Source organism: Mesorhizobium sp. M1423 (genome assembly GCF_040317575.1).
In the GTDB taxonomy this organism is placed as follows: domain Bacteria; phylum Pseudomonadota; class Alphaproteobacteria; order Rhizobiales; family Rhizobiaceae; genus Mesorhizobium.
The window spans coordinates 31,577-57,323 of record NZ_JAMYKU010000010.1 but is presented as its reverse complement, the minus strand read 5'-3'; the positions used below and the strand labels follow the sequence as shown (position 1 = coordinate 57,323).

Genomic DNA, 25,747 nt, shown 5'->3' with positions numbered 1-25,747 from the left:
GCTGCCGCACAACCAACTTTTCTCAAATTGGGTCAGCCATCAGGATTTTCCCAGCAGTGATCTGAGCTTTTGCTGGAATTCATTCTCCACAGGCTCGGCATCGCCGGCGGCCTCCAGCGACACACCCGGCTTGCGCGGATAGGGATCGATCGCCAAGCCAAAGAACTGTTCGGCAAGCGCCCCGACGTCGATCGCGTCGCCGGAAAAGGTTTCCGGGCTGTCCGGCCCTTCGGCGTCGAGCAGGATCTCACCGCCACCGTCGAAACCTTGCCGCCCGAGCTTGGATTGTTCCGGCAGGAACAGCGCCTCGACCGGCTCGTCGATATGCGCCTCGACCGGGTCGAGAGTGACGATGCAGGCCTGCGTTATATCGGCCTCGACATGGCCGCTGACTTTCACCCCATTGCGCTTCCACGGCTCGATCAGAAGTTCGGCGCGATAGTTCTCGACCGAAAGCAGCTCATGCTCGACGGCCAGTATGGCGCGCTGCCCGGCGTCGGCATCGATCACCACCGGCAGCCCTTTTTGCGGCATCCGGGCGACATTTGCCAGGAATGACACTGGGCTGTGGGTATCAGGATGTTTCATCTTCGCCTCCACTTCGCCGCCTTCATTCGGCCTGCCTTCGCTCAGAGTTGGCCACTGGAAATGCCACCGTGCCGGAAACGATCGATTCGGTCGGCTGTTGCGTGAGTTGCCTTGATGCATCGGCGGCATAGAGTGCCAGTTGCGACGCTTGCGGCCAGGCGCCGGCATCCGGCCTGACATTGCGGGAAAGGGCGGCGGCAAGCGCATCATGGTCATTTCGTTTCAGCGCATCGTCATAGGCGGCGGTACGGCCATAGAACATCTTCGCCAGTTTCCGCATTCGCTTCGGCACGCCGACGTCGCCAATGCCCAATTCCCGCAACGAATGTTCGACATCCATGAAGAACTCGTCGATCAGCACCTGCGCAACCTCTGCCGCAGCACCGCCCTCGCCGCGCAACCGGTGCTGGAACAGGAACATGTGCAACGACAGCATCTCGAAGCGGCCGAGCGGCGTGTCCGGCACGTTCCAGGCGGAATAAAACACCGGTTGCCGCGCCGCCGCCACGATTTGTGCGTAAAGCGCCTCGGTGATGGCGCGGTTGGCGTGACGTTCGCGGCCAAAGAGGCGCTGGAACATTTGAGGGTGGTCTCCCGGGACCGTTTGTTGAAGTGGCCTTGTTGCATCGGCAAGCAAGCTGGTTTACCGGTTTTGCGGCCCAGCGCAAGTTGCGGCCAGCTTATGGAGTTGTAGTTGCGCGCGCTGAAATTCAAGTCGACTTTCCTGCCTAGGCCCGCCGGTGCGGTTTCGCTGCTGGTGATCGCTGCGGCGCTTTCCGCCTGCAATTCGTCCAAGATGATCGGCGATCTCAATCCGAGCGAGACGCTGACGCAGGGCTACGTCATCGACCAGCAGGCGATCGACCTGGTGCCGGTCGGCTCGAGCCGCGAACAGGTGCTGCTGGCGCTCGGCACTCCCTCGACGAAGGCGACCTTCGACAACGAGGCCTTTTATTACATTTCGCAGACGCGCAAGCGCTATGTCGCCTTCGACAAGCCGCGGCTAGTCGACCAGCATGTGCTGGCGGTCTATTTTGGCGATGACGGGCGCGTCACCCAGATCGCCAATTACGGCCTGAAGGACGGCAAGGTGTTCGACTTCATCTCGCGCACCACGCCGACCGGCGGCAAGGACCAGAACTTCCTCAGCCAGATCATCAGTGGCGCCAGCAAGCTGACGCCTGGTGTTCCGGGCGCCAGCGGCGGCAGTACGCTCGGCGGCACCTGATCCACTCGACGGTGTCGGCTTCTTTTCTTTTCGCTTCCCTGTAAGCGGCGGCACATCTCAGGCAATGAAAACCCGCGGGAGCGATCCCGCGGGTTTTTGTCTTGAGCCGTGGCGACCGAGCTTAGCCGTGCGCGAGCACGGCCAATAGCAGCAGCGCGACGATGTTCGTGATCTTGATCGCCGGGTTGACCGCCGGCCCAGCAGTATCCTTATAGGGATCGCCGACCGTGTCGCCGGTCACAGAGGCCTTGTGTGCTTCGGAGCCCTTGAGGTGCTTGAGGCCGTCCTTGTCGACGAAACCATCTTCGAACGACTTCTTGGCGTTGTCCCAGGCACCGCCGCCGGAGGTCATCGAGATGGCAACGAAAAGGCCGTTGACGATGACGCCGAGCAGCGAGGCGCCGAGCGCGGCAAAGGCGGATGCCTTCGAACCGGAGATCAGGAGGACACCGAAATAGACCACCAGCGGCGCCAGCACCGGCAGCAGTGATGGAACGATCATCTCCCGGATCGCTGCCTTGGTCAGAAGGTCGACGGCGCGCGCATAGTTCGGCTTCGAGGTGCCGGCCATGATGCCCGGATCCTCGCGGAACTGCTTGCGCACCTCCTCGACGATAGCACCGGCGGCGCGGCCGACGGCGGTCATGGCGATGCCGCCGAACAGATACGGGATCAGGCCGCCGAAGATCAGGCCGGCGACGACATAAGGATTGGAGAGGTCGAAGGAGACGTCGCCCATGCCCTGGAAGTAGGGGTATTTGTCGCTATTGGCGGCAAAGAACTTCAGGTCGTTAGAGTAGGCCGCAAACAGCACCAGCGCGCCGAGGCCGGCCGACCCGATGGCGTAGCCCTTGGTTACCGCTTTGGTGGTGTTGCCGACAGCGTCGAGCGCGTCGGTGGACTGGCGCACTTCCTTGGGCAGGCCGGCCATTTCGGCAATGCCGCCGGCATTGTCGGTGACTGGGCCGAAGGCATCGAGCGCGACGATCATGCCGGCGAGGCCAAGCATCGTCGTCACCGCGATCGCCGTGCCGTAGAGGCCGGCGAGCTGGTATGTCGAGATGATGCCGCCGACGATGACGATCGCCGGCAACGCCGTCGCTTCGAGCGAGACCGCCAGGCCCTGGATGACGTTGGTGCCGTGACCGGTGACCGAGGCCTGGGCGATGGAGTTCACCGGACGCTTGTTGGTGCCGGTATAATATTCGGTGATCACCACGATGAGGCCTGTCACCACAAGGCCGACCAGGCCGCAGATGAACAGGTTCGTGCCGGTGATGGCCATGCCGGCGACGGTGCCGATCTCACCCCAGCCGATGCATGCCGAAGTGGCGACGGCAAGGCCGACAATTGACAGCAGGCCGGTGACGATCAGGCCCTTGTAGAGAGCGCCCATGATCGAGCCGCTGGAACCGAGCTTGACGAAGAAGGTGCCGGCGATCGAGGTGAGAATGCAGGCGCCGCAGATGGCCAGCGGATAGAGCATGGTCGCGCCGAGAACGGCGGTGCCACCGAAAAAGATGGCGGCAAGGACCATGGTGGCGACCACGGTCACCGCATAGGTCTCGAACAGATCGGCGGCCATGCCGGCGCAATCGCCGACATTGTCGCCGACATTGTCGGCGATGGTGGCCGGATTGCGTGGATCGTCTTCGGGAATGCCGGCTTCAACCTTGCCGACGAGATCGCCGCCGACGTCGGCGCCCTTGGTGAAGATGCCGCCGCCGAGACGAGCGAAGATCGAAATCAGCGAGGCGCCGAAGCCAAGCGAAACCAACGAGTCGATGACGACACGGTCATCGGGCTGAAGGCCCATGAACTGGGTGAGGATCAGGTAATAGATCGATACGCCAAGCAGGGCCAGGCCAGCAACCAGCATGCCAGTGATGGCGCCCGACTTGAAGGCGATCTCGAGGCCGGCAGCGAGGCTGTTGGACGCCGCCTGCGCGGTGCGCACATTGGCGCGCACCGAGACGTGCATACCGATGAAGCCAGCGGCGCCCGATAGAACGGCGCCGATCAGGAAGCCGATGGCGGCGGTGATCGAAAGCAGCCACCAGGCGAGCAGCAGGACCACGACGCCGACGATGGCGATGGTGGTGTACTGGCGCGCCAGATAGGCTTGCGCGCCTTCGCGGATGGCCGCGGAAATTTCCTGCATGCGTGCATTGCCCTGATCGGCCGCGAGGACCGAACGTGTCGCCCATATGGCGTAAAGGACTGAAAGCAGACCGCAGGCGATGACAGCTGAAAGTATGGTCATTGCCGAATTTTCCTCGATTGGTGGCCCAAAAGAACCCCTCCCCGGGCCGTTGAGACAGGGGACGAATTTTCCGCAACCGGAATCCGTCCCTTCGCAGCGGCTTATGCGAAACAGGGCTCGGAACGTCAAGATATTGTTCGGTTTTTGTCCGGTTTTCGCTCAAAAGATCGCGGGTTTCATCCAAAAGGCTGGACGGCAGCGCGCCTGTCGACACTGCCATCCGATTAGATCGATTGAAATCGGCGAACGGCCGTCAAACTTTGCGCGGGTCGCCGTCCGGCTGGACGACGAAGATCAGCACCACCAGCATTGTCATGTAGAATTTCCTCCTGACCATTCCATGTCGAAGACTGCCACATGGCAAACCACTCGCCGCCAACGACCATGAAGCCGAAATACCAAACGAGGAAACCCATGGTGGCGGCTATGATGGCGAACTTCTTGGCATCGTTGAATGCCTGTCCGCTGGCGTTGCGCGCCTGCCAGAGTCGCCAGGCGGCGACTAGGTAGAGCAAGCAGGTCAGCGCCTCGCCAATGATGATCAGCCAGTAGCCCGCCGTCCACAGCGACGGGTTGGTGATCGAGCGGTACATCAGGGCGTTGCCGGGAAAGGTCGTGTCCATGCTCAGCACATGCTGGACAAAGGCGAAGTTTGAGCCGTAATCGGTGATGTTGCCGAAGGCGACAAGGAAGGCGAAAGCCGCCAGACACAAACACATGACGATCTTGGAGAAACGCGCGGTCATGGCAAGAACTCCTGCTGAAAGATCGGGGCATCGCACTCATCAATCGCCGAGTCCCGAAGATCGCGCAACGGGGGGACCAGTGATCATAGTGCTCACGACTGTCGCGAGACATTATGCCGGGAAGCAGGACATTGCCGCGATTCTCGAAACTCTCGATCTCGACAGCTATTGCGCGGTGGGCGACTTAGTCTCTGTGGTTAGAGCCGGCACACAGCACGATTTCGCCATCATCCGCCGCCGCTGGATCGCCAGCGAGACGGGCACCACGCTCGAACTGACGCTCGATCATCCGGCGCGTTCGAATGGCCGTTGAAAGAAGCGAACTTTGCCCCGAGGGGCTATTCCACCTCGCGCCCCATGCGCCGGCCCGTGTAGCGCTCGATCGCCGACAGCCCGTCATAGATCAGCACGGCAAGGGCGGCGACGATCAGGCCGCCCTGCAGGATGAAGGCGAGGTTGTTCGACAGCAGGCCGGCGATGATCACCTCGCCCAATGTCCTCGCCGCCACTGTCGAGCCGATGGTCGCGGTGGCGAGGCTGATCACCACCGACAGCCGGATACCGCCGAGGATGATCGGCGCGCTGAGCGGCAGTTCGACCTTGACCAGCCTTTGCCAGCCGGTCATGCCGGCGCCACGCGCCGCCTCGACGACATTGGCCGGCAGCGTCGTCAGGCCGGTCAGCGCGTTCTCGAAGATCGGCAGCAGGCCATAGAGAAACAACGCAATCAGCGTCGGCTTTTCGCCGAAGCCGACGGCCGGCACGGCAAGCGCCAGCACCGCCACCGGCGGAAAGGTCTGGCCGATATTGACCAGGCTGCGCGACAGCGGCAGGAATTCGGCGCCGGCTGGCCTGGTGACCAGAATGGCGAGCGCGACCGCAACGATCGTCGCGGCAACCGTTGCGATCAGGACGGTCCGCAGATGCAGCAGCGTCAACGTCAAAAGGCTGCCCTGATTGTAGATTACCGGCGCGTTGTTCTCTGTCAGCGGCTTCAGCAGCGGTTCGAACCAGCCGGGATTGGTGACGAAGGCAATAAGCAGCACCACCAGGGCAAGCCTGAGCAGTGATGGAAGCCAGGCTTTCATGCCGGCCTCGCCGCGCGTTTAACCAGTCCATCCACCGTGACGCGGCCAAGCGATTTGCCATCAGTATCTTTCACCGGCAGTGCCGGGCGGCCCGACCACAGGAGTTCGGCCAACGCGTCGCGTTGGCTGGCATCACCGGGGATCGCCTCGCCTTCGGCCGTGCCTTTTTCCACCGCGTCGCGCACCCGGCCAAGCGATAACAGCCGGAACGGTTTTTCGCTGGCGCCAACCAGGGTCTCGACAAACGCGCTGGCCGGTTTCGCCAGTATCTCGGCCGGCGCGGCATATTGCACTACTTTGCCGCCATCCATCACCGCGATCTTGTCGCCCATGTGAACGGCCTCTTCCATGTCATGGGTGACTAGGATGATGGTGGTGCCGAAGCGCTTCTGGATCGCCAGCAGATCCTCCTGCGCCTTGTTGCGGATGATTGGATCGAGCGCGCCGAACGGCTCATCCATCAACAGCACGTTGGGTTCCGCGGCAAGCGCCCGGGCGACGCCGACGCGCTGCTGCTGGCCGCCGGAAAGCTCATGCGGATAGCGTGGCCCGTAGGCTTGCGGGTCGAGCTGATATAGCGTCATCAGCTCGTCGACGCGGGCTTTGATGCGGTTGGCGTCCCAGCCGAGCAATACCGGCACAGTGGCGATGTTCTGTGCCACCGTGCGATGCGGAAACAGACCGTGGCCCTGGATGGCATAGCCGATGCTGCGACGCAGCTCATAATCAGGCACCGAGCGGTTGTCGACGCCGTCGAGCTTGATCACGCCCGATGTCGGCTCGACCAGCCGGTTGATCATGCGAAGCAGCGTCGTCTTGCCGGAGCCGGAGGTGCCGACGATGACGGCGATGCTGCGCGGCTCGATTACTATCGACACGTCGTCGACCACTGTCGTCTCGCCGTAGCGCTTGGTGATGCCTTCGATCTCGATCATGCCGTTTAAACCCTGCGCTTGCTGGCGCTCATTTCGATCACTGCATCGAGGATGATGGCGGCGGCGAAGGCCAGCGCCACCGTCGGCACGGCACCGAGCAGCACCAGGTCCATCGCCGTCTGGCCGACTCCCTGGAATACGAATACGCCAAAGCCGCCGCCGCCGATCAGCGCGGCAATGGTGGCGAGGCCGATATTCTGCACCAGCACGATGCGAATGCCGGTGAGGATCACCGGGAAAGCCAGCGGAAACTCGACGCCGAACAGCCGCTGGCGGTCGGTCATGCCCATGCCGCGCGCTGCGTCGTTGGCGGCACGCGGCACACCGGCAAGGCCGACCACGGTGTTGGCCACCACCGGCAGCAGTGAATAGAGGAACAGGGCGACGAAAGCCGGCGCCGTGCCGATGCCGCGAATGCCGAGCGCGGCAGCACCCGGCACATGCGAAGCGACCCAGCCGAGCGGTGCTATCAAGAGGCCGAACAGCGCGATCGAAGGAATGGTCTGAATGATGTTCAGCACGTTGAGCACGCCGGCCCGCAATTTCTCGACGCGGTGGCAGAGGATGCCGAGCGGCAGGCCGATAATCACTGCTGCCGCCAGCGAACCCAGCGCCAGCGTCACGTGCTTGGAGCCTTCCGCCCAAAAACTATCGGCGCGATTGAAATATTCCTTGAGGATCGACAGGCTGTTCCAGCTCCCCGAGACCAGCAGCAGGCCGATCGCCGCTGCGGCGACAACAAGCACGCCGACCCGTGCCTGCGGCGACAGGTTCAGCCTTGTAAGCACGTCGGCGAGCAGAAGCGTGAAGGCGAAGATAAACAGCCAGAAGCCCGAAGCCGGCGAGATACGGGCGAAGGTGTTGCCGGCGGGCGTCAGGAAGCTGCCGGCAACGCCGATCAGCAGCGCCAGCGCCGCAAGTGCAACCACACTGGCGGCGAGGCGCAGAGCAAGCGGCGTTTTCAGCAATGCAATGAGCGCCGCTGCGACAACAATCGCCATCAATAGCGGACCGACCGCCGCAGGCAAAGATTCGAGGATCGAGCTCGCCTCGCCGGGTACGATGCGATTGGCGCGGAACGTGGCGAATGGTGCCGCAAAAGCCGCATAGGCTGATATCGCCGCGATAACCACGCCGAGCTTGTCAAACCGGATGCGCACGCCCTCCCCCATCGGCCGATCCGCGCACCTCGAAAGCGGCGCGCCGGAATCGCCTTACTTGAGGAAGCCGTTCTTTTTCAAAAAGTCTTCGGCGACGCCCTTGACCGGTTCGCCGCCAACCTGGACGCGGCCATTCAACTCCTGCAGCGTGACGAGATCGAGCTTGGCGAAGACCGGCTTCAGCAGCGTCTCGATTTCCGGGTGCTCCTTCAGCACCGCCTCGCGGATGATCGGCGCCGGCTGGTAGACCGGCTGCACACCCTTGTCGTCCTCAAGCACGACGAGGCCGGAGGGCGCGATGCCGCCGTCGGTGCCGTAGACCATGGCCGCGTTGGCGCCGTTGGTCTGGTTGGCCGCAGCGGCAATGGTCGCCGCCGTATCGCCGCCCGACAGCGTGATCAACTGGTCCGGCTTCAGCGTAAAGCCATAGGTCTTCTGGAAAGCGGGCAGCGCGGCCGCCGAATTGACGAACTCGGCGGACGCCGCCAGCACCACCTTGCCGCCGCCCGAGACATATTTGCCGAAGTCGGAAAGGGTGACGAGCTTGTTGGTATCGGCGACCTCCTTACGCAGGGCGATCGCCCAGGTGTTGTTAGCCGGTGACGGGGACAGCCAGACGATCTTGTTGGCGTCGTAATCGAGCTTCTTGGCAGTCTCGTAGGCCTTAGCGGCATCCTTCCACACCGGATCGTCGGCCTTCTCGAAGAAGAATGCGGCGTTGCCGGTGTATTCCGGATAGATGTCGATCTCGCCGGCCGTAATTGCCTTGCGTACCACAGGCGTGCCGCCGAGTTGGATGCGGTCGGTGGTCTGGATATTATTGGCGTTCAGCACCAGCTGGATGATGTTGCCGAGCACGCCGCCCTCGGTGTCGATCTTCGACGACACCACCACCTGGGCACTCGCCGAGGCCACCGTGATGCCGAGCGCCAGCACGGTGCCGGCCAGAACCTTGATTGAAAACATATCACAAATCCCTTGCTGTGAACCGGAATATGGCTGCCGCATATGAGCATGGCTTCGATGCCCCGTCGGGGTACACGGTTTCATAAGAAGCGTGATGGACGCAATAATTTTGTTCGGATTTGGGTGAATCCGCTGTTGTCTCGTCCCGACAGCGTGGCGTCAGCTGGCCGCACGCAAGCCCGTCATCTTCAACACGCCCAGTGCCACGAAGCACAGCGCGACGACCGGAAAAATCATCCAGTTCAGCATCTCCCAGCCCCAGGCATTGTAGACCGCGCCCGACATCAGCGAGGCGAAGGCGACGGAGCCGAACAGGACGAAATCGTGGAACCCCTGGACCTTGCCTTTTTCGGATGGCTGGTAGCTGTCAGCCACCATGGCGGTGGCGCCGATGAAGCTGAAGTTCCAGCCGAGGCCGAGCAGGATCAGCGTTGTCCAGAACTGCCACAGTGCCAACCCCGACAGCGCGACTATACCGCAGCCAATGAGCAGCACCAGGCCGATGGCCACGATCCGCTCCGCGCCAAAACGATAAATCAGCGACCCCGTGAAGAAGCTCGGCGCGAACATCGCCATCACATGCCAGGAAATGCCGAGCGTGGCGTCGTCGGTCGAAAGGCCGCAGCCGACCATGGCCAGCGGCGCGCCGGTCATGACGAAGCTCATCAGCGCGTAGCTGCCGATGGCGCAAAACAGCGCCGCGACGAAGCGCGGCCTGGTGACGATTTCTAAGAGCGGCCGGGCGTCGCTGTCGGCGATTTCCACCTTCTCGGTTGCCTTGGCTGGGATGCGCAATAAAGAGAGGATGGCGGCGCCAACCGCCGCCAGCACCAGGATGGACGCAAACGAGCCGGCAAACTTCACCGGCGAGAACAGGTCGCCGGTGAAAATGACGATCTGCGGCCCAAGTATGGCGGTGACGATGCCGCCGGCCAGCACGAAGGAGATGGCGCGCGCCTTGAATTCAGGCGGAGCATTGTCGGCGGCGGCAAAGCGGAATTGCTGGACAAAGGCACCGCCGATCCCGATCACGGCAAGGCCGAAAGCGAACAGCCAGAAGCTGGCATGAAACAGCGCCAACGTAGCGACCAGCCCGCCAAGCGCTGTGACCGCAGTGCCGGTCATGAAGCCGTCGCGCTGGCCGAGCCGGCGGATGATCGCCGCGGCCGGCAGGGAACCGAGCGCCACGCCGACATTGAAGCCGGTGATCGGCGCGGTTGCCAGCGACTTGTCGGCTTCGAGGAGGTACTGCCCGGCCAGTCCGCCCATGGAAATGGCGATGGGTGCCGCCGAACCGATGATCGCCTGCGAGGCTGCGAGGATGAAAGCGGTGCGACGCGCTTCCTTGCCGGCCTCAACGACGACGATAGCAGTCATGAGGCGTCCTTGCCGCGGCCCTCGCCACGCACGCGGCGCGACACGCGATCAAGCACCGCATTGACCAGTTTCGGCTCGTCTTCTTCGTAAAATGCCTTGGCGATGTCGACATATTCGGAGACGATGACCGCCACCGGCACGTCCTCGCGTTTCATCAATTCGTAGACGCCGGCACGCAATATGGCGCGCAACGTCGAATCGAGCCTCGACAGCGGCCAGTCCTCGGTCAGCGCCTGGCGGATAATCGGATCGATGGTCTTCTGGTGCTCGACAACGCCGGCAAGAATGGCGCGAAACCATTGCGCATCGGCCTCGCGATAGAGCGCGCCGTCGACTTCCTTGCCGAGCCTGAACGCCTCGTATTCGGCGGTGATCTCAAACACGCCGCTGCCGGCGACATCCATCTGGTAGAGCGCCTGCACAGCCGCCAGGCGGGCAGCACCGCGCTTGTTGGCATGGCGAACCGCAGGCTGGCCGGGCGAAGCGGGTTCGCTCACGTTCGCTCTCCCAGTTGTTCCTTTAGGGCGATCATGGTCAGCGCCGCACGCGCCGCAAAGCCGCCCTTGTCGCCTTCGGAGCGCCTGGCCCGTGTCCAGGCCTGTTCGTCGTTTTCGGTGGTCAGGATGCCATTGCCGATGCAGACTGAATCCTGCACGGACAGGTCCATCAGGGCACGGCTGGATTCATTGGCGACGATATCGAAATGATAGGTGTCGCCGCGGACCGCCGTGCCGAGGGCGACGAAACCGTCATAGCTCGTCCCGCCTTCGGAAGCACCGTCGAGCGCGAAGGAAATCACCGCCGGGATTTCGAGCGAGCCCGGAACGGTGACGACATCGTATGTCGCGCCCGCTTCGTCGAGCGCGCTGGTCGCGCCTTCGAGCAACGCGTCCGCAAGGTCGTCGTGAAAGCGCGCCTCGATGACAAGAAGGTGGGCCTTCTTCTTCGGACGGATGAACGCTTTGCCGTGTTGGGATGTGCCAGCCATAGATGTCTCCGGGGATCGCCGGTGACTTAGGCCGAAGCCGGTTTGATCGCAAGCGGAAGATTGCTGAAGGAACGTTCAAGGCCAACCCGGTGGCGGCCGCATCAGGGAATGGACTTTATGGGCGATCACCTCAAAGTCCCTCTTTGGCCGCCTCCACCAGTCGCGCCGCGTAGCGGGCCATGGTGTCGATCTCGAGGTTGACGCGGTCGCCGACCTGGCGTTCGCCCCAGGTGGTGACCGTCAGCGAGTGGTGGATCAATAGCACGTCGAAGCGGGTGCCTTCGACCTTGTTGACGGTGAGCGAAGTGCCGTCGAGCGCGACGGAACCCTTGGGGGCGATGAATTTGGCAAGCTCGCGCGGTGCTTCCAGGGTAAAGCGAACGGCGTCACCCTCTTCCTTGCGGGCCACGATCTCGGCCATTCCGTCGACATGGCCTGACACGATATGGCCGCCAAGCTCGTCGCCGATCTTCAGCGCCCGCTCCAGGTTGATGCGCGTGCCGGATTTCCAGCCCATCGCGGTCGTCAGCCTGAGTGCTTCTTCCCAGGCCTCGACTTCGAACCAGCGTGCGTTCGCGCCGTCTTCCGGCAATCCCGTTACCGTCAGGCAGACGCCGCCGCACGAAATTGAAGCGCCAATGGCAATGGTCTGCGGATCGTAGGCGGTGTCGATGCGCAAACCGACGCCTTCCCTGAGCGGCTTCACGGCGGCGACGGTGCCGACATCGGTGACGATTCCAGTGAACATTACTTTGGCCCAGTGAACATCAGTTCGGTCCTAAATGTCTCTTGTCCATTCGGCATATGTGTCTTCGCCGAAACGCATGTCGCGCAATTTGCGAAATCCCGGCGGGATATGGTTGGCATCTATCGGCGATGCAATGCCGTCCTCGCCGATCGCATCCGGCCCCTGAAACAGCACGATGCGATCGACGAGTTGTTCGTCGAGGAACGCCTTGGCCACCTTGGCGCCGCCCTCGACCAGCACGCTCGCCATGCCCAGCGCCGCCAGATCCTCGAGCAGTTCCGGCAGCGCAATATCGCCTTCATACGTCTCAGTGCCGATGAAGCGCACTCCGGTGCGTTCGAGCGCGGCCCGCCGACGTGGATCGGCCTCGGCACACGCGGCGACATAGAGCGGGACCCGGTCGACGCCGGAAACCAGCTTCGAGGTCTCCGGCAGCCTGATCTGGCGGTCGAGCACGATGCGCGCCGGCGAACGGTTCTCAAGTCCCGGCAGCCGCACCGTCAGCGCCGGATCGTCCTCCAGCGCGGTGCCGATGCCGATCAATATGCCGTCCGCTTCGGCGCGCATCAGATAGACTTCGCGCCGCGCGATATCGCCGGTAATGGAGACCTGCCCCTCGCCTTTCACGCCGATCTTATTGTCGCTCGAAAGCGCAAGCTTCAGAATCACTTCCGGGCGTTTTTTCAGAGATCGAATCAAATAGCCGGCCATCTGCTCCGCGGCCTCGGCCGCCAGCACTTTTTCCATCACCTCGACGCCCGCGGCACGCAAGATGGCGTAGCCCTTGCCGGAAACACGCGGGTCCGGATCGCTGGCAGCGCCAACCACCCGCGCCACGCCGGCGCTGACCAGCGCATTGGCGCAAGGCGGCGTGCGGCCGTGATGGGCGCAAGGCTCCAGCGTTACATAGGCGGTGGCGCCTTGCGCCAGCTCACCGGCCTCGGCCAGCGCCTCGGTTTCGGCATGCGGCCGGCCGCCGACGGCCGTGACGCCGCTGCCGACGATCATTGGCCCGTCGCCGTCATCGCGTACGATCAGCGTGCCGACGGAAGGATTGGTCGACGTCCGGCCGGCATTTTTGCGCGACAGCCTGAGGGCTGCCGCCATATAGCGGCGATCGAGGACCTCTTGCTTCGCCGTGCTGCGCTCGGACCCTGCCATGCTCAGCCGGCGTCCTCTTCGCTCTTCAGCTCTCCGCCCCTGGGCTCGTCACTTTTGAGCTCGTCGCCTTTGAGCTCGCCCAACACGTCGTGGAAATCCTTGGCCTCGCGGAAATTGCGGTAAACGGAGGCAAAGCGCACATAGGCGACATCGTCGAGCGACTTAAGCGCCTCCATGACCAGCCGGCCGACTTCGCCGGAGGCGACCTCGGTCTCGCCCGAGCTCTCCAGCTGGCGCACTATGCCGGTCACCGCGCGGTCGATGCGCTCCGGGTCGACGTTGCGCTTGCGTACCGCAATCTCGACCGAACGCAGCAGCTTGTCGCGGTCGAACGGCACCTTGCGTCCCGACTTCTTCACCACGACGAGGTCGCGCAGCTGTACCCGCTCGAAAGTGGTGAAGCGGCCGCCGCAATCTGGGCAGACGCGCCGCCTGCGGATCGCCGCGCCGTCTTCGGCAGGGCGCGAATCCTTCACCTGCGTATCTTCGGACTGGCAATAAGGGCAGCGCATGGAGAGCCTTCGGTTCGCGATTCTCGTGGAGCGAAAGGCTTAGAGGTTTTTGCCACGATGGCAAAGTATGGCCGATGACCGATCGCGCCTCAGAGATAGCGAGGCACGAGGAAAATTGCGAGAGCGGCAATCAGTTGGACGGCAATACGCCAATCAGGGAGCGACGTCGCCGGTCGGGAAGCCGCAGGACGTGCCGAGATAGCGATAGGCCTTGGTGAAGCCGTCCATCGATATGGTCGCGACCGGCTTGTCGGCGAAGCTGACATCGAGGGCGCTGGTACGGCGCATGGCACGCAGTATGGCGAGCGTTGTCTCGGGCTTGTTGTTCACTATCCACTGGCCGTCGGCGATAAGATGAAAACCAGCCTTGATCTTGTCGTTGACGTCGCGGAACACCGCCGGGATGTTGTCGCCCTTAGGCAAGTCACCGTTTCTCACGGCGATGATGAGGCTCGGATAGCCCTCGGGCGGCAGTACGTCGCCATTCGAGATGGCTAGCGTAAGGGTGCCGCTGGTGCCGTTTGCGTCGAAAAAGACCGTCGAGGCGGCGCAGGTCTTGCGCACATCTTCACCGGTGTTGACCACGTCCACCGTGGTGGACCATCTGCCGAAGGTCTCTGTCTTGGGTGCTGCCGGGGTCAGCTCGGTCTGTGCCAAAGCGAGGCCGGACTGGTGCGAGATGGCTAAGGTGAGCAAGGCGCCAACGCTGGCGAAACGGAAAATTCGCATCATCATCAAGCCTCTCCGAGATGCCGCCGTGTCCAGTTGATCGGCGCCGTCACAGTTGGGGAACGACGCCCTGCGTCAACCAAGATACGGATAAAGCGGAAAACGATCCGTCAATACCGCTACCTTGGCCTTCACGGCTGCCTCGACGGCAGCATTGCCCTCGTCGGAATTGGCGACTTTCAGTCCATCCAGCACTTCGGCGATCAGCTTGCCGATCTCACGGAACTCGGCCTGGCCGAAGCCGCGCGTGGTGCCGGCCGGCGTGCCGAGCCGAACGCCCGAGGTCACGAAGGGCTTTTCCGGATCGAAGGGGATGCCGTTCTTGTTGCAGGTGATGTTAGCGCGGCCAAGGGCAGCTTCGGCGCGCTTGCCGGTGGCGTTCTTGGGACGCAGATCGACCAGCATCAGATGGTTGTCGGTACCGCCGGAGACGATGTCGAGACCGGTTTCCTGCAGGCTGGAGGCCAGCGCCTTGGCATTTGCGACGACGCTCTCCGCATATATCTTGAAGCTCGGGTTCAGCGCTTCGCCCAGAGCCACCGCCTTGGCGGCGATGACATGCATCAGCGGTCCGCCCTGCAGGCCGGGGAAGACGGCCGAATTCATCTTCTTGGCAATCTCCTCGTCATTGCAAAGGATCATGCCACCGCGCGGCCCACGCAGCGATTTGTGCGTCGTGGTGGTCACCACATGAGCATGCGGCAGCGGCGACGGATGCATGCCGCCGGCGACCAGGCCGGCGATGTGGGCCATGTCGACCATCAGATAGGCACCGATCGAGTCGGCGATCTCGCGAAAACGCTCCCAGTCCCAGACGCGTGAATAGGCGGTGCCGCCGGCCAGGATCAATTTCGGCTTGGTCTCATGGGCGGTCTTCTCGATCGCATCCATGTCGAGCAGATGATCTTCCCTGCGCACGCCATAGGAGACAACCTTGAACCATTTGCCGCTCATATTGACAGGCGAGCCATGCGTCAGGTGGCCGCCGGAATTGAGGTCGAGGCCCATGAAGGTGTCGCCGGGCTGCAGCAACGCCAGGAACACCGCCTGGTTCATCTGGCTGCCGGAATTCGGCTGGACGTTGGCGAAGTTGCAGCCGAACAGCTTTTTCGCGCGTTCGATGGCCAGTTCCTCGGCGACATCGACGAATTGGCAGCCGCCATAGTAGCGCTTGCCCGGATAGCCCTCGGCATATTTGTTGGTCATGATCGACCCTTGCGCCTCGAGCACGGCGCGCGAGACGATGTTTTCCGAGGCAATCAGCTCGATCTCATGGCGCTGGCGGCCGAGTTCGTTGCGGATGGCGCCGAAAATCTCGGGGTCGGCATCGGCAAGCGTGGTTTCGAAGAAGGATTCGAATTTGTTCGACACTGCCGCTGCTGTTGCCATGGGCTGAAATCCTCAAGGTTCGGGGTCTGTCGCGCCATTAACACAGTTGCTTTCGGCCCGCCACGTTTGCTGCGCGAAATTTGCTGGCCGGATTGCGCCAGAGAGACTGGCGGCCTCTATTTCCTTGCCTGCCGACCCTTCAGCAGGGCCTCGGTGAGCGTGATCTCGGTGAACAGCGCCGCGTGGTTTGCATATGGTCCGTGGCGAACTGATTTTCGGAATCATGCGCAAAGCTCAGAGCGCGACGGCGACAATAAAAAAGGCCGCCCTTCCGGCGGCCTTTTGCAAATGAACTCAGCTGTTTAGAGCGCGGATGTGATCTGCAGCTCGTTGGCCCCGTCGAGGCCGTAAATGTCGTCGCGGAACTGCACCACGCCCGGCCCCGTCGACCAGGCCGAGATGTAGAGAAAATAGACCGCCACCGGATTGGTGACCTGCACCGGGACGTTCTCGCCACTCTTGATCGCTGCCTCGAAGTGCTGACGGTTCCAACCCGGCGTATCGCGAAGAATCCAGGTGACGAGATCGCGCACATTCTGGACGCGCACGCAGCCCGATGAATCGAAGCGCATCATCTTGCCGAACAGGCTCTGCTGCGGCGTGTCGTGCATGTAGACGCCGTCCGGGCTGGGGAAATTGATCTTGACCGAGGCCATGGCGTTGCCAGCGCCCGGATCCTGGCGGAAGCGGTACTTCTCGGCGTCGTCGGTCGACCAGTCGACGGTCAGCGGATCAACCTCGCTGCCATCCGGCGCGAACAGACGGATGTGGCTGTCCTTGAGATAGTTGGGGTCCTTCCGCATCAGCGGAATGATGTCCTTGCGCACGATCGAGACCGGCGCGTTCCAGTAGGGATTGACGATGATCTCGTTGATCTTGGAATTGACGATCGGCGTCTGCCGGTCGATTTTGCCGACGATTGCGGTATGGCGCAGCACGACGCGATCGTTCTCAACGGCTTCGATCTGGGCGCCCGGGATGTCGACCAGCACGTAACGGTTGCCCAGCGTGCCGGCGCGCTCGCGCAGCCGCTGCAGATTGGTCTGCAACTGGCCGAGCCGAATTGGCGCCGAAACATTCATCGCGGCATAAGAATATTGGCCCAGCGTCCCGTCGGCAGGCAGGCCATGGCGCGCCTGGAAGCGCTTGACCGCGGAGTCGACGTAGGAATCGAAGGCTGTCGAAATGCCGGCGCTCTGCGCCAGATCGCCCGCAATCATCAGACGCTTGCGCAGCGGGACCACGTCGGGATCGTCGACGCCGAGCTGCAATTTCTTGGTGTCGGGAACCGGCTCCCAGCCGCCCTGGGCGACAATGTTCTGGTATTGCGCGACCGCCTGCTCGGTAAACGAAACGGTCTGCAGGCTGAAGATCGGCAGCGTCGAGGCCACCTTGCCGCCCTGGCTGGGGCGGGCGTCGAACTGGTCGTCCCAATTGCCGCGGGCCGAGGATTTCAGGATATCTCCGATCACATCCTGCGCACTGGCACGGCCGGCGACCATAGCGGCTGCGAGCGCGGAGGCTCCTGAAAGGAAGAAACGGCGGCTGGTTCTCATGGACGGTCCAGACATTCTTGCTACAATTCAACCTACCGGGCGGTCTCGCCCGCACTCTAGAGTTGGCTTCTTAACAATTAGCCAACCATGGCCCGCATCACTTCGGTGTAAAAACACATGGGAAGTGATTTGAGCACAGGACAAATGCACGGCTTTGGCCCCAGCATCACCCGCATCTTCGGTTCCACTGGAATATGGCGGCAACGTGGCTGTTGCTCGAATTTGGATCGGCCGGCCTGACGAAACGGAAAGACCGGTGCTTTTCGGCACCGGCCTTTGGTCCGCTCCGCGGCAGCGCTCCCGTGGTCCAGCTTCGGATTTTTATGCGGCGGGTGCGACTACATCCGGTAAGCGATGGTATCGTTCCAGAACCGGTCCAGCCGCTGGAGGGCGCGATTCATCTGCTTGAACTCTTCGGTGTTGATGCCGCCGACCTGCTCGATCGTGCCGACATGGCGCTCGTATAGGCCGGCGACGACCTCCGCCACCTCATTGCCCTTCGGCGTCAGCGAAACCCGCACCGAACGGCGGTCGATGCGCGAGCGCTGGTGGTTGATGAAGCCGAGATCGACCAGCTTCTTCAGATTGTAGGAGACATTCGAGCCGAGATAATAGCCGCGCGAGCGCAGCTCGCCGGCCGTCAGCTCCGAATTGCCGATGTTGAACAGGAGCAGCGCCTGGATGGCGTTGATGTCGGAGCGGCCGTTGCGGTCGAATTCGTCCTTGATCACGTCAAGCAGACGGCGGTGCAGCCGCTCGACCAGCTGCAGCGATTCCATGTACAGCGAACGGATCGCCTCGCGGCGGTCATCGGATACGTTGGCGGTCTTCGCCGCCGGACGCGAATTGATCATTGTCTTTGCCTCTCGTTTGTCGCCCGGTGATTTTTTGTTCTTCACCTTGATCGCGACACTATCGAATACTCATAAAATTCGACTTAAACGCCAAGGCTAACAAGAGCTTACCGGTAAGGGGTTTCGAAAGAGGCTTAACGGACGGTCACCCGAGCAAGGATAATTAACCTAAAGATTTAGCCACCGATCCTTGACCGGAATTGCTATCGCCGGGCCTGCCGCTTCTGGATCCAGATCACCACGCGGAATACGATGTAGAGCAGCGCCACCGCAAGATGCGAGGCGACGATCAGCAGCCGGTGGCCGAACAGCTCGGGGAAGCCGGCATACATGACCGTCTCGGTCACCGCGCAGATGAACCAGATCACCGGCCCCCAGGACGCCAGCATCCACAGGCCGGCGGCGGCGAATGGAAAAAACACCGCCAGCACCACCGCCGCCACCTGCCAGTGCACCGGCATCAGGTCGAAGCGCCATAAGGGGCCGGGGTAAAAGCCGATCAGCCGGATCCAGTACAAGATGCCGAACAGCAGGCAGTAGCCGGCGATGACGCGCTGGAACCAGGCGAAGATGACCTCGACCGTCGAGGGCTGCAGCACCACGCGTCTCGAGGCGGCCTCGCTCACAACTTCAGTTCCCGTTCGCCGAGCGGTGCGAAATAGGCATCGACGTCGACGGCGCTGACCTTATCGATGCCTGCCGGCCGCCATTGCGGCGTCGAGCCCTTGTCGATGATGGCAGCACGGATGCCTTCATAGAAGTCGTGCCCGGCAAGCATGCGGTTGAGGATACGGAACTCCATTTTCATGCACTCGTCCATCGACAACGTCTGCCCGGCTCTGATCTGGCGCCAGGCGACATGCAGGCTGGTCGGCGACCGGGTGCGGATGGTGGCCAGCGTCTTTGCCGCGAACTCGTCGGCAGTGGCTGCCCGCTCCAGGCTGGCGACGATATCGGCCAGCGACGGCTGCGCGAAATGCCTGGCGATGACTTCGAGCGTCGGCCTGTCGGTCTCGCGTTTGGCTGGGACGAAGCAGCCGCGCAGCACCGATTCCGGGTCGCCGCTTGCCGTCAGCCGGTCGAGAAAGCCAGCTTGATCCTCCGCCCTGATCGTATGCGTGGCCAGGCCCGACCACAAAGCATCGCCATGGCGGATGCGGTTGCCGGTCAGCGCCAGATACATGCCGAAGCTGCCGCCGAGATCCGGCAACAGATGGCTGGCGCCGACATCCGGGAAAAAGCCAATGCCGACCTCGGGCATGGCGAACTGGGCGTTCTCGGTCAGCACCCGCTGCGAGCCATGGAAGGAGATGCCGACGCCGCCGCCCATGACGATGCCGTCGATCAGCGCGACATAGGGTTTTTTGAAACGGGCGATACGGGCGTTCAGCCGGTATTCGTCGGCGAAGAAATCGACCGGAGGCTTTCCTGCCCGGCCGGCCTCGTAGATATGAAGGATGTCGCCGCCTGCCGAAAACGCCCTGCCCTCGGCCTTGACGACAACGACGTCAACGCCGTCGTCACGCTCCCAGCTGCGCAGCGCCTTGTCCAGCGCTTTGACCATGCGGTGGGTTACGGCATTGAGCGCCTGCGGCCGCGTCAGCGTGACGAAGCCGGCCCTGCCCAATCTTTCGAAGCGAATCTCGTCGCCTCCGCCAAAATCCATCGCCAGAGAATCCCTCCCCGCGCCCGCCGGGAGTGAAGTGCTAAAGCGTGGCGCATGGCCGCGTCAATGGCGGGCACGCCAGCGCGGCCTCTGGCCCGGACCGGCAGCCGGTGCTAACAATCGATGGCTAGAGGCAGCAATGACGAAAAAGTCATGGCAGGCGCGTAGCAACGCGGCACCGACGGGACGTCGTCTATGATTCGATTTTCGCGCCCTGCGCTGATGGCAATCGGGTTGATCGGCACCTGCCTGGCTGGCCATCCGGCCTTGGCGACAAGCCTCGCCGAACTCTACCAGTCGCAAACCATCGTCAATGGCCAGGGAGAAGAACACCGTCAGGCCGGCTTCAAGGTCTGCCTCGACAAAGTGCTGGTGCGGGTATCCGGCGACCAGCGCCTGCCGGCGAAACCTCAGATGACGGCACTGCGCGACAAGGCCGGCAGCTTCGTCAGCAGCTTCCGCTACCGCGATCGCATGGAAGGTATCCCCAACCATGATGATCAAGGCACGTACGATCGGCCGCACGATCTCACTTGCCAGTACACGCCGCCGGTGATCGATAAAGTGCTTGCTGAGCTCGGCAGCAAGCCATGGCTCGGCGAGCGGCCGATCATCTCGGTACTGCTGGCTGTGCAAGATGCACGCCAGCATTTTGTCTTGGCGAGCGACGGAGACGAAAGCCCCTATATGGCAGAGTCCTTTCAATCGGCAGCCGGACCGTTGGCGATGAAGATCGTCATTCCAAGCAAGGCCGCTCTCGTAAAAGCGGGGGCGATTTTCGAACAGGTGCGTGCGCTCTCACCCGAATTGCTGGCGGGAACTGTCGGCAACGAGGAGCTCTTGGCCGGCAGCCTGGTCTGGAGCGACAAGGAGTTGGGCTGGATCGCCGATTGGCGGCTTGCCATGAACGGCAAGGCCTATAAATGGCAAGTGCGCGGCGTCAACTTCGACGAGGCATTCCGCGTCGCCATGCGGGGTGCTGCGCAGATCCTGTCAGGCAATGGCCAACCAGAATAGCGCCGGAGCGCTGGCACAATCGTGTCGCATTGGTCAGCAGCGGAGGCTCGTGGTAAAAGCCGCCCGATCCGGAGTTTTGGCGATGAACAAATTCACCCCTGCAAAGCCTGCCGGCGCGCGCAGCGTCGACGAGATCACCGGCAGCCGGCGGCTGCGGCGCATGCGCAAGGCCGATTGGTCGCGCCGCCTTGTCCAGGAGAACCGGCTCTCGGTCGACGATCTGATCTGGCCGATCTTCGTCGTCGACGGCAGACAAGTGCGCGAACCGATCGCCGCCATGCCCGGCGTCTTCCGCCTGTCGCTCGACCTCGCCGTCAAGGAGGCTGAGCGCGCGGCTAAGCTTGGCATTCCGGCGATCGCCACTTTCCCCAATGTCGAGCTCGGCCTGCGGGACCAGACCGGTTCGCACATCCTCGATCCGGAAAACATCATCAACCGTGCCACCCGCGCCATCAAGCACGCGGTCCCGGAGATCGGCATCATCACCGACGCCGCGCTGGACCCGTTCACCTCGCATGGCCATGACGGCATCTTGCGCGACGGCATTATCGTCAATGATGAAACGGTGGAGCAGGTGACGGCAGCAGCCGTCATCCAGGCGGCGGCAGGGGCCGACATCATTGCCCCCTCGGACATGATGGACGGCCGGATCGGTGCCATCCGCGATGCGCTGGACGCCAATGGGTTTCAGGATGTAGCGATCATGTCCTATGCGACCAAGTTCGCATCCGCCTTTTACGGCCCCTATCGTGAGGCGGTCGGCACCGCCGGCCTGCTCAAGGGCGACAAGAAGACCTATTACATCGATCACGCCAATTCCGACGAAGCGGTGCGCGAGGCCGAGCAGGATCTCGCCGAGGGCGCCGACATGCTGATGGTCAAGCCCGGCCTGCCCTATCTCGACATCATCCGCCGGCTGAAGGACGAGTTGCAGATGCCGACCTTCGCCTATCAAGTGTCGGGCGAATATTCGATGATCAAGGCCGCCGCCGCCAATGGCTGGATCGACGGGGAAAAGGCGATGCTTGAATCGCTGCTGGCCTTCAAGCGCGCCGGCTGCGACGGCATCCTGACCTATTTCGCGCCGGAAGTGGCTGAGATGCTGAAGGGGTGATGCGCCTCCGTAGCGCCCACATCGAGTAACGTTCCTTCGTCCAAAGCGCGACATGGCCACCGCAGGGCAATCGCTTCAGGTTTGCGCTGCCCCTCATTGCCCTGCCGGGCATTTCTCCTCGTATAGTGACGGGGAGAAAGACGCGTTCGCAAAAGATTTCGCCAATCTCCAGCGTTGCAAAAACATCGCCGAGGTTGCGGCCAGCCCCTTCGCCCCGTCACTATACGGGGAGAAGGTGCCGGCAGGCGGATGAGGGACGGCGCCAACATTGAGATTGGTCATCCCAACATGATTTGGAAGCGATTGCCCCGGCGATTCAAAAAACCGCTTGCAAAATGCAATCAGTTAAGCTAACCCGATAACTGCTGCATCGCACAATTGGTTATCGAGGAGGCTCTCATGTCCAAACTTCGCGTCAAGGCTTTCACCCTGTCGATCGACGGCTTCGGCGCCGGTCCCGACCAAGACCTCAAGAACCCGCTGGGTGTTGGCGGCGAAGCCCTGCACGAATGGATGTTCGGCACCCGCACCTTCCGAAAGATGGTCCTCGGCAAGGATGGCGGGACCACGGACACTGACGAGACGTTCGCGGCGCGCAGCTTCGAGAATGTCGGCGCATGGATCCTCGGCCGCAACATGTTCGGGCCGATCCGCGGCGAGTGGCCTGACGAGAGCTGGAAAGGCTGGTGGGGAGACAATCCGCCATACCACGTGCCAGTCTTCGTGCTGACGCACCATCCGCGGGATCCCATTGTCATGGAGGGCGGCACGACCTTCTATTTCGTGACCGACGGCATCCACTCAGCGCTGGAGAAGGCGAAAGCAGTGGCTGACGGCAAGGATGTACGGCTGGGCGGTGGCGTTTCTACGATCCGGCAATATCTCAAGGAAAAGCTCATCGACGAGATGCATCTGGCGATCTCACCTGTCCTGCTAGGCGCCGGCGAGAGCCTTTTTGCCGGCATCGACATGCCCAAGCTCGGCTACCGCTGCAGCGAGCAGGTCGCGACGCCGAAGGCCACGCATGTCATCATCGAGCGCGATTAGGAAGTAGCGTGGGCGTTTTTGTCTGCGCTATTGGCGAACCCTTTGGTGCAGCCCCTTTCTCCCCGTCACTATACGGGGAGAAATGCCCGGCAGGGCAATGAGGGGCGGCGCAAGCGATCAAAGATTACGCTGCCGGACAATACCACCGAGGGCAATATGACGTCAGAATAAGTTTAGTCCACGAAGTGATTTGAGCGGGTTCAATTGTCGAGGTTGGCGCCGCCCCCTCATCCGCCTGCCAGCACCTTCTCCCCGTATAGTGACGGGGAGAAGGAGGCCCAGCCTCAATACTTCTCCGGCACGTACAGTTCGCGCGGCAGCACCTGGCGCTCGTATTCGGGATTGAAGACGCGCTCGGGCAGTGTGATCTCCTCGTGCGGCACCTCCTCATAGGGCATTTGCTTGAGGAGATGGTCGATGCAATTCAGCCGCGCCCGCTTCTTGTCGTTGCCCTCGACGATGAACCAGGGAGCTTCCGGGATGTTGGTGCGGGCAAAGGTTTCTTCCTTGGCCTTTGTGTACTGTTCCCAGCGCACGCGCGACTGGAGGTCCATCGGCGACAGTTTCCATTGCTTCATCGGGTCATGGATGCGCATCAAAAAGCGCATCTGCTGCTCCTCATCGGTGATCGAAAACCAGTATTTGACAAGCGTAATGCCTGAGCGGACGAGCATGCGTTCGAAATCCGGCACGTCGCGAAAGAACTCCTCGACCTGATCCGGCTGGGCAAAGCCCATCACCCGCTCGACGCCGGAGCGGTTGTACCAGGAGCGGTCGAACAGCACGATCTCACCGCCGGCCGGCAGATGCGGAACGTAGCGCTGGAAATACCATTGCGACTTCTCGCGCTCGGTCGGCGCCGGTAGTGCTACGACGCGGCAGATGCGCGGATTGAGCCGCTGGGTGATGCGCTTTATGACGCCACCCTTGCCCGCCGAGTCGCGGCCCTCGAATACCACGACGAGCTTCTTCTTGTGATAGGCGACCCAGGACTGCAGCTTGATCAATTCGGATTGCAGCGTGATCAGATCGCGAAAATATTGCAGGCGGTCGATCGATGGCGGATGCGCATTCTTATAGATCTTGGCGATCTCCATCGACAGCGCCGGCTCAGAGATTTCCAGCTCATAATCTTCGTCGAGCGTGTCGGCGAGTTCCGCTTCCAGCCAGTCCCTGGCCGGGGAATTCTGTTTTATCTCGGTCATTTGCGCTGCTCCGCTTACAGGCCGTGTCGGCCGCTGTCAGGCGCTCTGCCGCCCGGCCCGGCGGCCGGAAATCGAAGCGCTGAACCGATGTTAGTATAGGCCGGCAATGACGGTTTTATTGCAGCCGCTGTTGCGCTGGCTGCGCGTCCAATCCGTAAGATGTGATCGATGTTGCCCTGCAACACGGGCGACAAGCGGAACGAATTATCCTACAAATGCCCGGTTCATTCAGGGCTGTCGTTTGAAACGCCCTTTCCCGATAAAATCATGAGGATACGACATGGAATACCGCACTCTCGGCCGTTCCGGGCTGAAGGTTTCGACGCTGACCATGGGCACCATGACGTTCGGCGGCGGCGGCGCGTTTTCGGCGGTCGGCAAGACCGACCTCGACGAGGCGCGCCGGATGATCGACCTTTGCATCGATGCGGGCATCAACGTCATCGACACCGCCAACGTTTATTCGAACGGGGTGTCGGAGGAGATCATCGGCGAGGCGCTCTGCGGCAAGCGCAAGGGCGACGTGTTGATCGCCTCCAAGGCGCGCATGCGGATCGGCAAAGGCCCCAATGATGAAGGCCTGTCGCGCTATCATCTGATCCGCGAATGCGAGAGGAGCCTGAAGCGCCTCAGGACCGATGTCATCGACATCTATTTCCTGCACGAGTGGGATGGCCTGACACCGCTCGAGGAAACCATCGCCGCGCTCGACACGCTGGTCGCGCAGGGCAAGGTCCGCTATGTCGGCTGTTCCAATTATTCCGGCTGGCAGGTGATGAAGGGGCTCGGTATCAGTGACCGTCATCACCAGCCGCGCTTCGTCACCCAGCAGATCCACTACACGCTGGAAGCCCGCGAGGCCGAGTATGAATTGTTGCCGATCTCGGTCGACCAAGGGCTCGGCGTGCTGGTCTGGAGCCCGCTCGCCGGCGGATTGCTGTCCGGCAAATACCACCGTGACCAGCCGACCGCCCGCCAGCTCAGTGGCTGGTCGGAACCGCCGATCCGCGACGAGGACCGGCTGTGGCGGATCGTCGACGTGCTGATCGATATCGGCAACAACCACGGCGTGTCGGCGGCGCAGGTGGCGCTTGCCTGGCTGCTTGGCCGGCCCGCCGTCAGTTCGCTGGTGATCGGCGGACGAACCGAAGCGCATTTCAAGGACAATATCGCTGCTGCAAGCCTGGTGCTCGGCGATGAGGAGCGCACACGCCTCGACGTGGTCAGCAGGCCGCCCGTGCTCTATCCCTACTGGCACCAGCAATTCACGGCAAAGGACCGGTTCGGGCCCGCCGATCTCGTCCTCGACCGGGACGGCGCCTGAAAAAACGCCCTGAAGCGGGGCTCCCCGGACTGCGACGAGATATGGAGCCGATCGTGCCTTGCGGTGTTGTGTTTGTGGCCCAATGC

The 25,747-nt window shown here is 62.3% G+C and carries 26 protein-coding genes and 1 pseudogene; 6 read left to right on the top strand and 21 right to left on the bottom strand.

The window, feature by feature from the left end:
- Positions 1-39 precede the first annotated feature (39 nt).
- Both NKG95_RS14755 and NKG95_RS14750 read right to left on the bottom strand, forming a co-directional pair.
- A complete protein-coding gene (locus NKG95_RS14755) occupies positions 40-588 on the bottom strand; it encodes a YceD family protein (protein WP_023717289.1) in 549 nt (182 codons plus the stop codon).
- Between the two features lie 22 nt (positions 589-610).
- A complete protein-coding gene (locus tag NKG95_RS14750) occupies positions 611-1,168 on the bottom strand; it encodes a ubiquinol-cytochrome C chaperone family protein (protein ID WP_023717288.1) in 558 nt (185 codons plus the stop codon).
- Positions 1,169-1,282: 114 nt separating this feature from the next.
- Between NKG95_RS14750 and NKG95_RS14745 the strand changes: the two genes are divergently transcribed.
- Complete coding sequence (locus tag NKG95_RS14745; RefSeq protein WP_023717287.1) at positions 1,283-1,816, top strand: outer membrane protein assembly factor BamE; 534 nt, start codon at positions 1,283-1,285, stop codon at positions 1,814-1,816.
- 121 nt (positions 1,817-1,937) lie between these two features.
- On the opposite strand, the gene NKG95_RS14740 is transcribed toward NKG95_RS14745, so the two are convergent.
- Together NKG95_RS14740 and NKG95_RS14735 are read right to left on the bottom strand one after the other, a co-directional pair.
- Positions 1,938-4,079 carry a sodium-translocating pyrophosphatase gene (locus tag NKG95_RS14740; RefSeq protein ID WP_023717286.1) on the bottom strand — a complete coding sequence of 714 codons (2,142 nt, stop codon included), beginning with the start codon at positions 4,077-4,079 and terminating at the stop codon, positions 1,938-1,940.
- A 253-nt stretch (positions 4,080-4,332) separates the two neighbouring features.
- A pseudogene (locus tag NKG95_RS14735) lies at positions 4,333-4,825 on the bottom strand (DUF2165 family protein).
- 79 nt (positions 4,826-4,904) lie between these two features.
- On the opposite strand from NKG95_RS14735, the gene NKG95_RS14730 reads away from it, so the two are divergent.
- The gene (locus tag NKG95_RS14730; protein ID WP_353041256.1) at positions 4,905-5,138 is read left to right on the top strand and encodes a hypothetical protein; all 234 of its coding nucleotides are present in this window, start codon (positions 4,905-4,907) and stop codon (positions 5,136-5,138) included.
- A 25-nt stretch (positions 5,139-5,163) separates the two neighbouring features.
- Here the strand turns inward: NKG95_RS14730 and NKG95_RS14725 are convergent, their stop codons facing one another.
- The 16 genes from NKG95_RS14725 to NKG95_RS14650 all read right to left on the bottom strand — a co-directional run bounded on the left by NKG95_RS14725 (position 5,164) and on the right by NKG95_RS14650 (position 19,954).
- Positions 5,164-5,913 carry an ABC transporter permease gene (locus NKG95_RS14725; protein WP_023717283.1) on the bottom strand — a complete coding sequence of 250 codons (750 nt, stop codon included), beginning with the start codon at positions 5,911-5,913 and terminating at the stop codon, positions 5,164-5,166.
- Positions 5,910-6,848 (bottom strand): ABC transporter ATP-binding protein, encoded by a 939-nt coding sequence (locus NKG95_RS14720; protein WP_352481228.1) that lies wholly within the window; start codon positions 6,846-6,848, stop codon positions 5,910-5,912. The genes NKG95_RS14725 and NKG95_RS14720 overlap by 4 nt, the downstream gene beginning before the upstream one ends.
- Positions 6,849-6,853: 5 nt before the next feature.
- Positions 6,854-8,020 (bottom strand): ABC transporter permease, encoded by a 1,167-nt coding sequence (locus NKG95_RS14715; RefSeq protein ID WP_352857192.1) that lies wholly within the window; start codon positions 8,018-8,020, stop codon positions 6,854-6,856.
- A 42-nt stretch (positions 8,021-8,062) separates the two neighbouring features.
- Entirely contained in the window at positions 8,063-8,974 is a 912-nt protein-coding gene (gene osmF, locus NKG95_RS14710; protein WP_352481230.1) for a glycine betaine ABC transporter substrate-binding protein OsmF, read from the bottom strand.
- 159 nt (positions 8,975-9,133) lie between these two features.
- The gene (locus tag NKG95_RS14705) at positions 9,134-10,351 is read right to left on the bottom strand and encodes an MFS transporter (RefSeq protein ID WP_023717280.1); all 1,218 of its coding nucleotides are present in this window, start codon (positions 10,349-10,351) and stop codon (positions 9,134-9,136) included.
- Positions 10,348-10,848, bottom strand: a complete 501-nt coding sequence (gene nusB / locus NKG95_RS14700) for a transcription antitermination factor NusB (RefSeq protein ID WP_023717279.1) — start codon at positions 10,846-10,848, stop codon at positions 10,348-10,350. Before nusB ends, NKG95_RS14705 begins: the two co-directional genes overlap by 4 nt.
- Positions 10,845-11,339, bottom strand: a complete 495-nt coding sequence (ribH, locus tag NKG95_RS14695) for a 6,7-dimethyl-8-ribityllumazine synthase (protein WP_353041254.1) — start codon at positions 11,337-11,339, stop codon at positions 10,845-10,847. Before ribH ends, nusB begins: the two co-directional genes overlap by 4 nt.
- Before the next feature lie 130 nt (positions 11,340-11,469).
- Entirely contained in the window at positions 11,470-12,087 is a 618-nt protein-coding gene (locus NKG95_RS14690) for a riboflavin synthase (protein WP_352449304.1), read from the bottom strand.
- A 30-nt stretch (positions 12,088-12,117) separates the two neighbouring features.
- The gene (gene ribD / locus NKG95_RS14685; protein ID WP_352640061.1) at positions 12,118-13,248 is read right to left on the bottom strand and encodes a bifunctional diaminohydroxyphosphoribosylaminopyrimidine deaminase/5-amino-6-(5-phosphoribosylamino)uracil reductase RibD; all 1,131 of its coding nucleotides are present in this window, start codon (positions 13,246-13,248) and stop codon (positions 12,118-12,120) included.
- A 2-nt stretch (positions 13,249-13,250) separates the two neighbouring features.
- The gene (gene nrdR / locus NKG95_RS14680; RefSeq protein WP_352481231.1) at positions 13,251-13,760 is read right to left on the bottom strand and encodes a transcriptional regulator NrdR; all 510 of its coding nucleotides are present in this window, start codon (positions 13,758-13,760) and stop codon (positions 13,251-13,253) included.
- 153 nt (positions 13,761-13,913) lie between these two features.
- The gene (locus tag NKG95_RS14675; RefSeq protein WP_502897822.1) at positions 13,914-14,495 is read right to left on the bottom strand and encodes an invasion associated locus B family protein; all 582 of its coding nucleotides are present in this window, start codon (positions 14,493-14,495) and stop codon (positions 13,914-13,916) included.
- 69 nt (positions 14,496-14,564) lie between these two features.
- The gene (gene glyA, locus NKG95_RS14670) at positions 14,565-15,878 is read right to left on the bottom strand and encodes a serine hydroxymethyltransferase (protein WP_353041253.1); all 1,314 of its coding nucleotides are present in this window, start codon (positions 15,876-15,878) and stop codon (positions 14,565-14,567) included.
- A gap of 302 nt (positions 15,879-16,180) precedes the next feature.
- Positions 16,181-17,434 carry a L,D-transpeptidase family protein gene (locus NKG95_RS14665; RefSeq protein WP_023717271.1) on the bottom strand — a complete coding sequence of 418 codons (1,254 nt, stop codon included), beginning with the start codon at positions 17,432-17,434 and terminating at the stop codon, positions 16,181-16,183.
- Positions 17,435-17,772: 338 nt separating this feature from the next.
- Entirely contained in the window at positions 17,773-18,288 is a 516-nt protein-coding gene (gene ldtR, locus NKG95_RS14660; RefSeq protein ID WP_353041251.1) for a transcriptional regulator LdtR, read from the bottom strand.
- A gap of 203 nt (positions 18,289-18,491) precedes the next feature.
- Positions 18,492-18,914: a DUF6163 family protein gene (locus tag NKG95_RS14655; RefSeq protein WP_023717270.1), complete on the bottom strand. Its 423-nt coding sequence runs from the start codon at positions 18,912-18,914 to the stop codon at positions 18,492-18,494.
- Positions 18,911-19,954 (bottom strand): enoyl-CoA hydratase/isomerase family protein, encoded by a 1,044-nt coding sequence (locus NKG95_RS14650; RefSeq protein ID WP_353041250.1) that lies wholly within the window; start codon positions 19,952-19,954, stop codon positions 18,911-18,913. Before NKG95_RS14650 ends, NKG95_RS14655 begins: the two co-directional genes overlap by 4 nt.
- Before the next feature lie 195 nt (positions 19,955-20,149).
- On the opposite strand from NKG95_RS14650, the gene NKG95_RS14645 reads away from it, so the two are divergent.
- From NKG95_RS14645 to NKG95_RS14635, 3 genes are all read left to right on the top strand, one after another.
- The gene (locus NKG95_RS14645; RefSeq protein ID WP_353041249.1) at positions 20,150-20,971 is read left to right on the top strand and encodes a DUF2066 domain-containing protein; all 822 of its coding nucleotides are present in this window, start codon (positions 20,150-20,152) and stop codon (positions 20,969-20,971) included.
- Positions 20,972-21,053: 82 nt separating this feature from the next.
- Complete coding sequence (gene hemB, locus NKG95_RS14640; RefSeq protein WP_353041247.1) at positions 21,054-22,085, top strand: porphobilinogen synthase; 1,032 nt, start codon at positions 21,054-21,056, stop codon at positions 22,083-22,085.
- A gap of 399 nt (positions 22,086-22,484) precedes the next feature.
- On the top strand, positions 22,485-23,132 hold the full coding sequence (locus NKG95_RS14635) for a dihydrofolate reductase family protein (protein WP_353041245.1): 648 nt from the start codon (positions 22,485-22,487) through the stop codon (positions 23,130-23,132).
- 284 nt (positions 23,133-23,416) lie between these two features.
- On the opposite strand, the gene ppk2 is transcribed toward NKG95_RS14635, so the two are convergent.
- A complete protein-coding gene (gene ppk2, locus NKG95_RS14630; protein ID WP_352491852.1) occupies positions 23,417-24,337 on the bottom strand; it encodes a polyphosphate kinase 2 in 921 nt (306 codons plus the stop codon).
- Positions 24,338-24,617: 280 nt separating this feature from the next.
- On the opposite strand from ppk2, the gene NKG95_RS14625 reads away from it, so the two are divergent.
- Positions 24,618-25,661 (top strand): aldo/keto reductase, encoded by a 1,044-nt coding sequence (locus NKG95_RS14625; RefSeq protein WP_352856122.1) that lies wholly within the window; start codon positions 24,618-24,620, stop codon positions 25,659-25,661.
- Positions 25,662-25,747 lie beyond the last annotated feature (86 nt).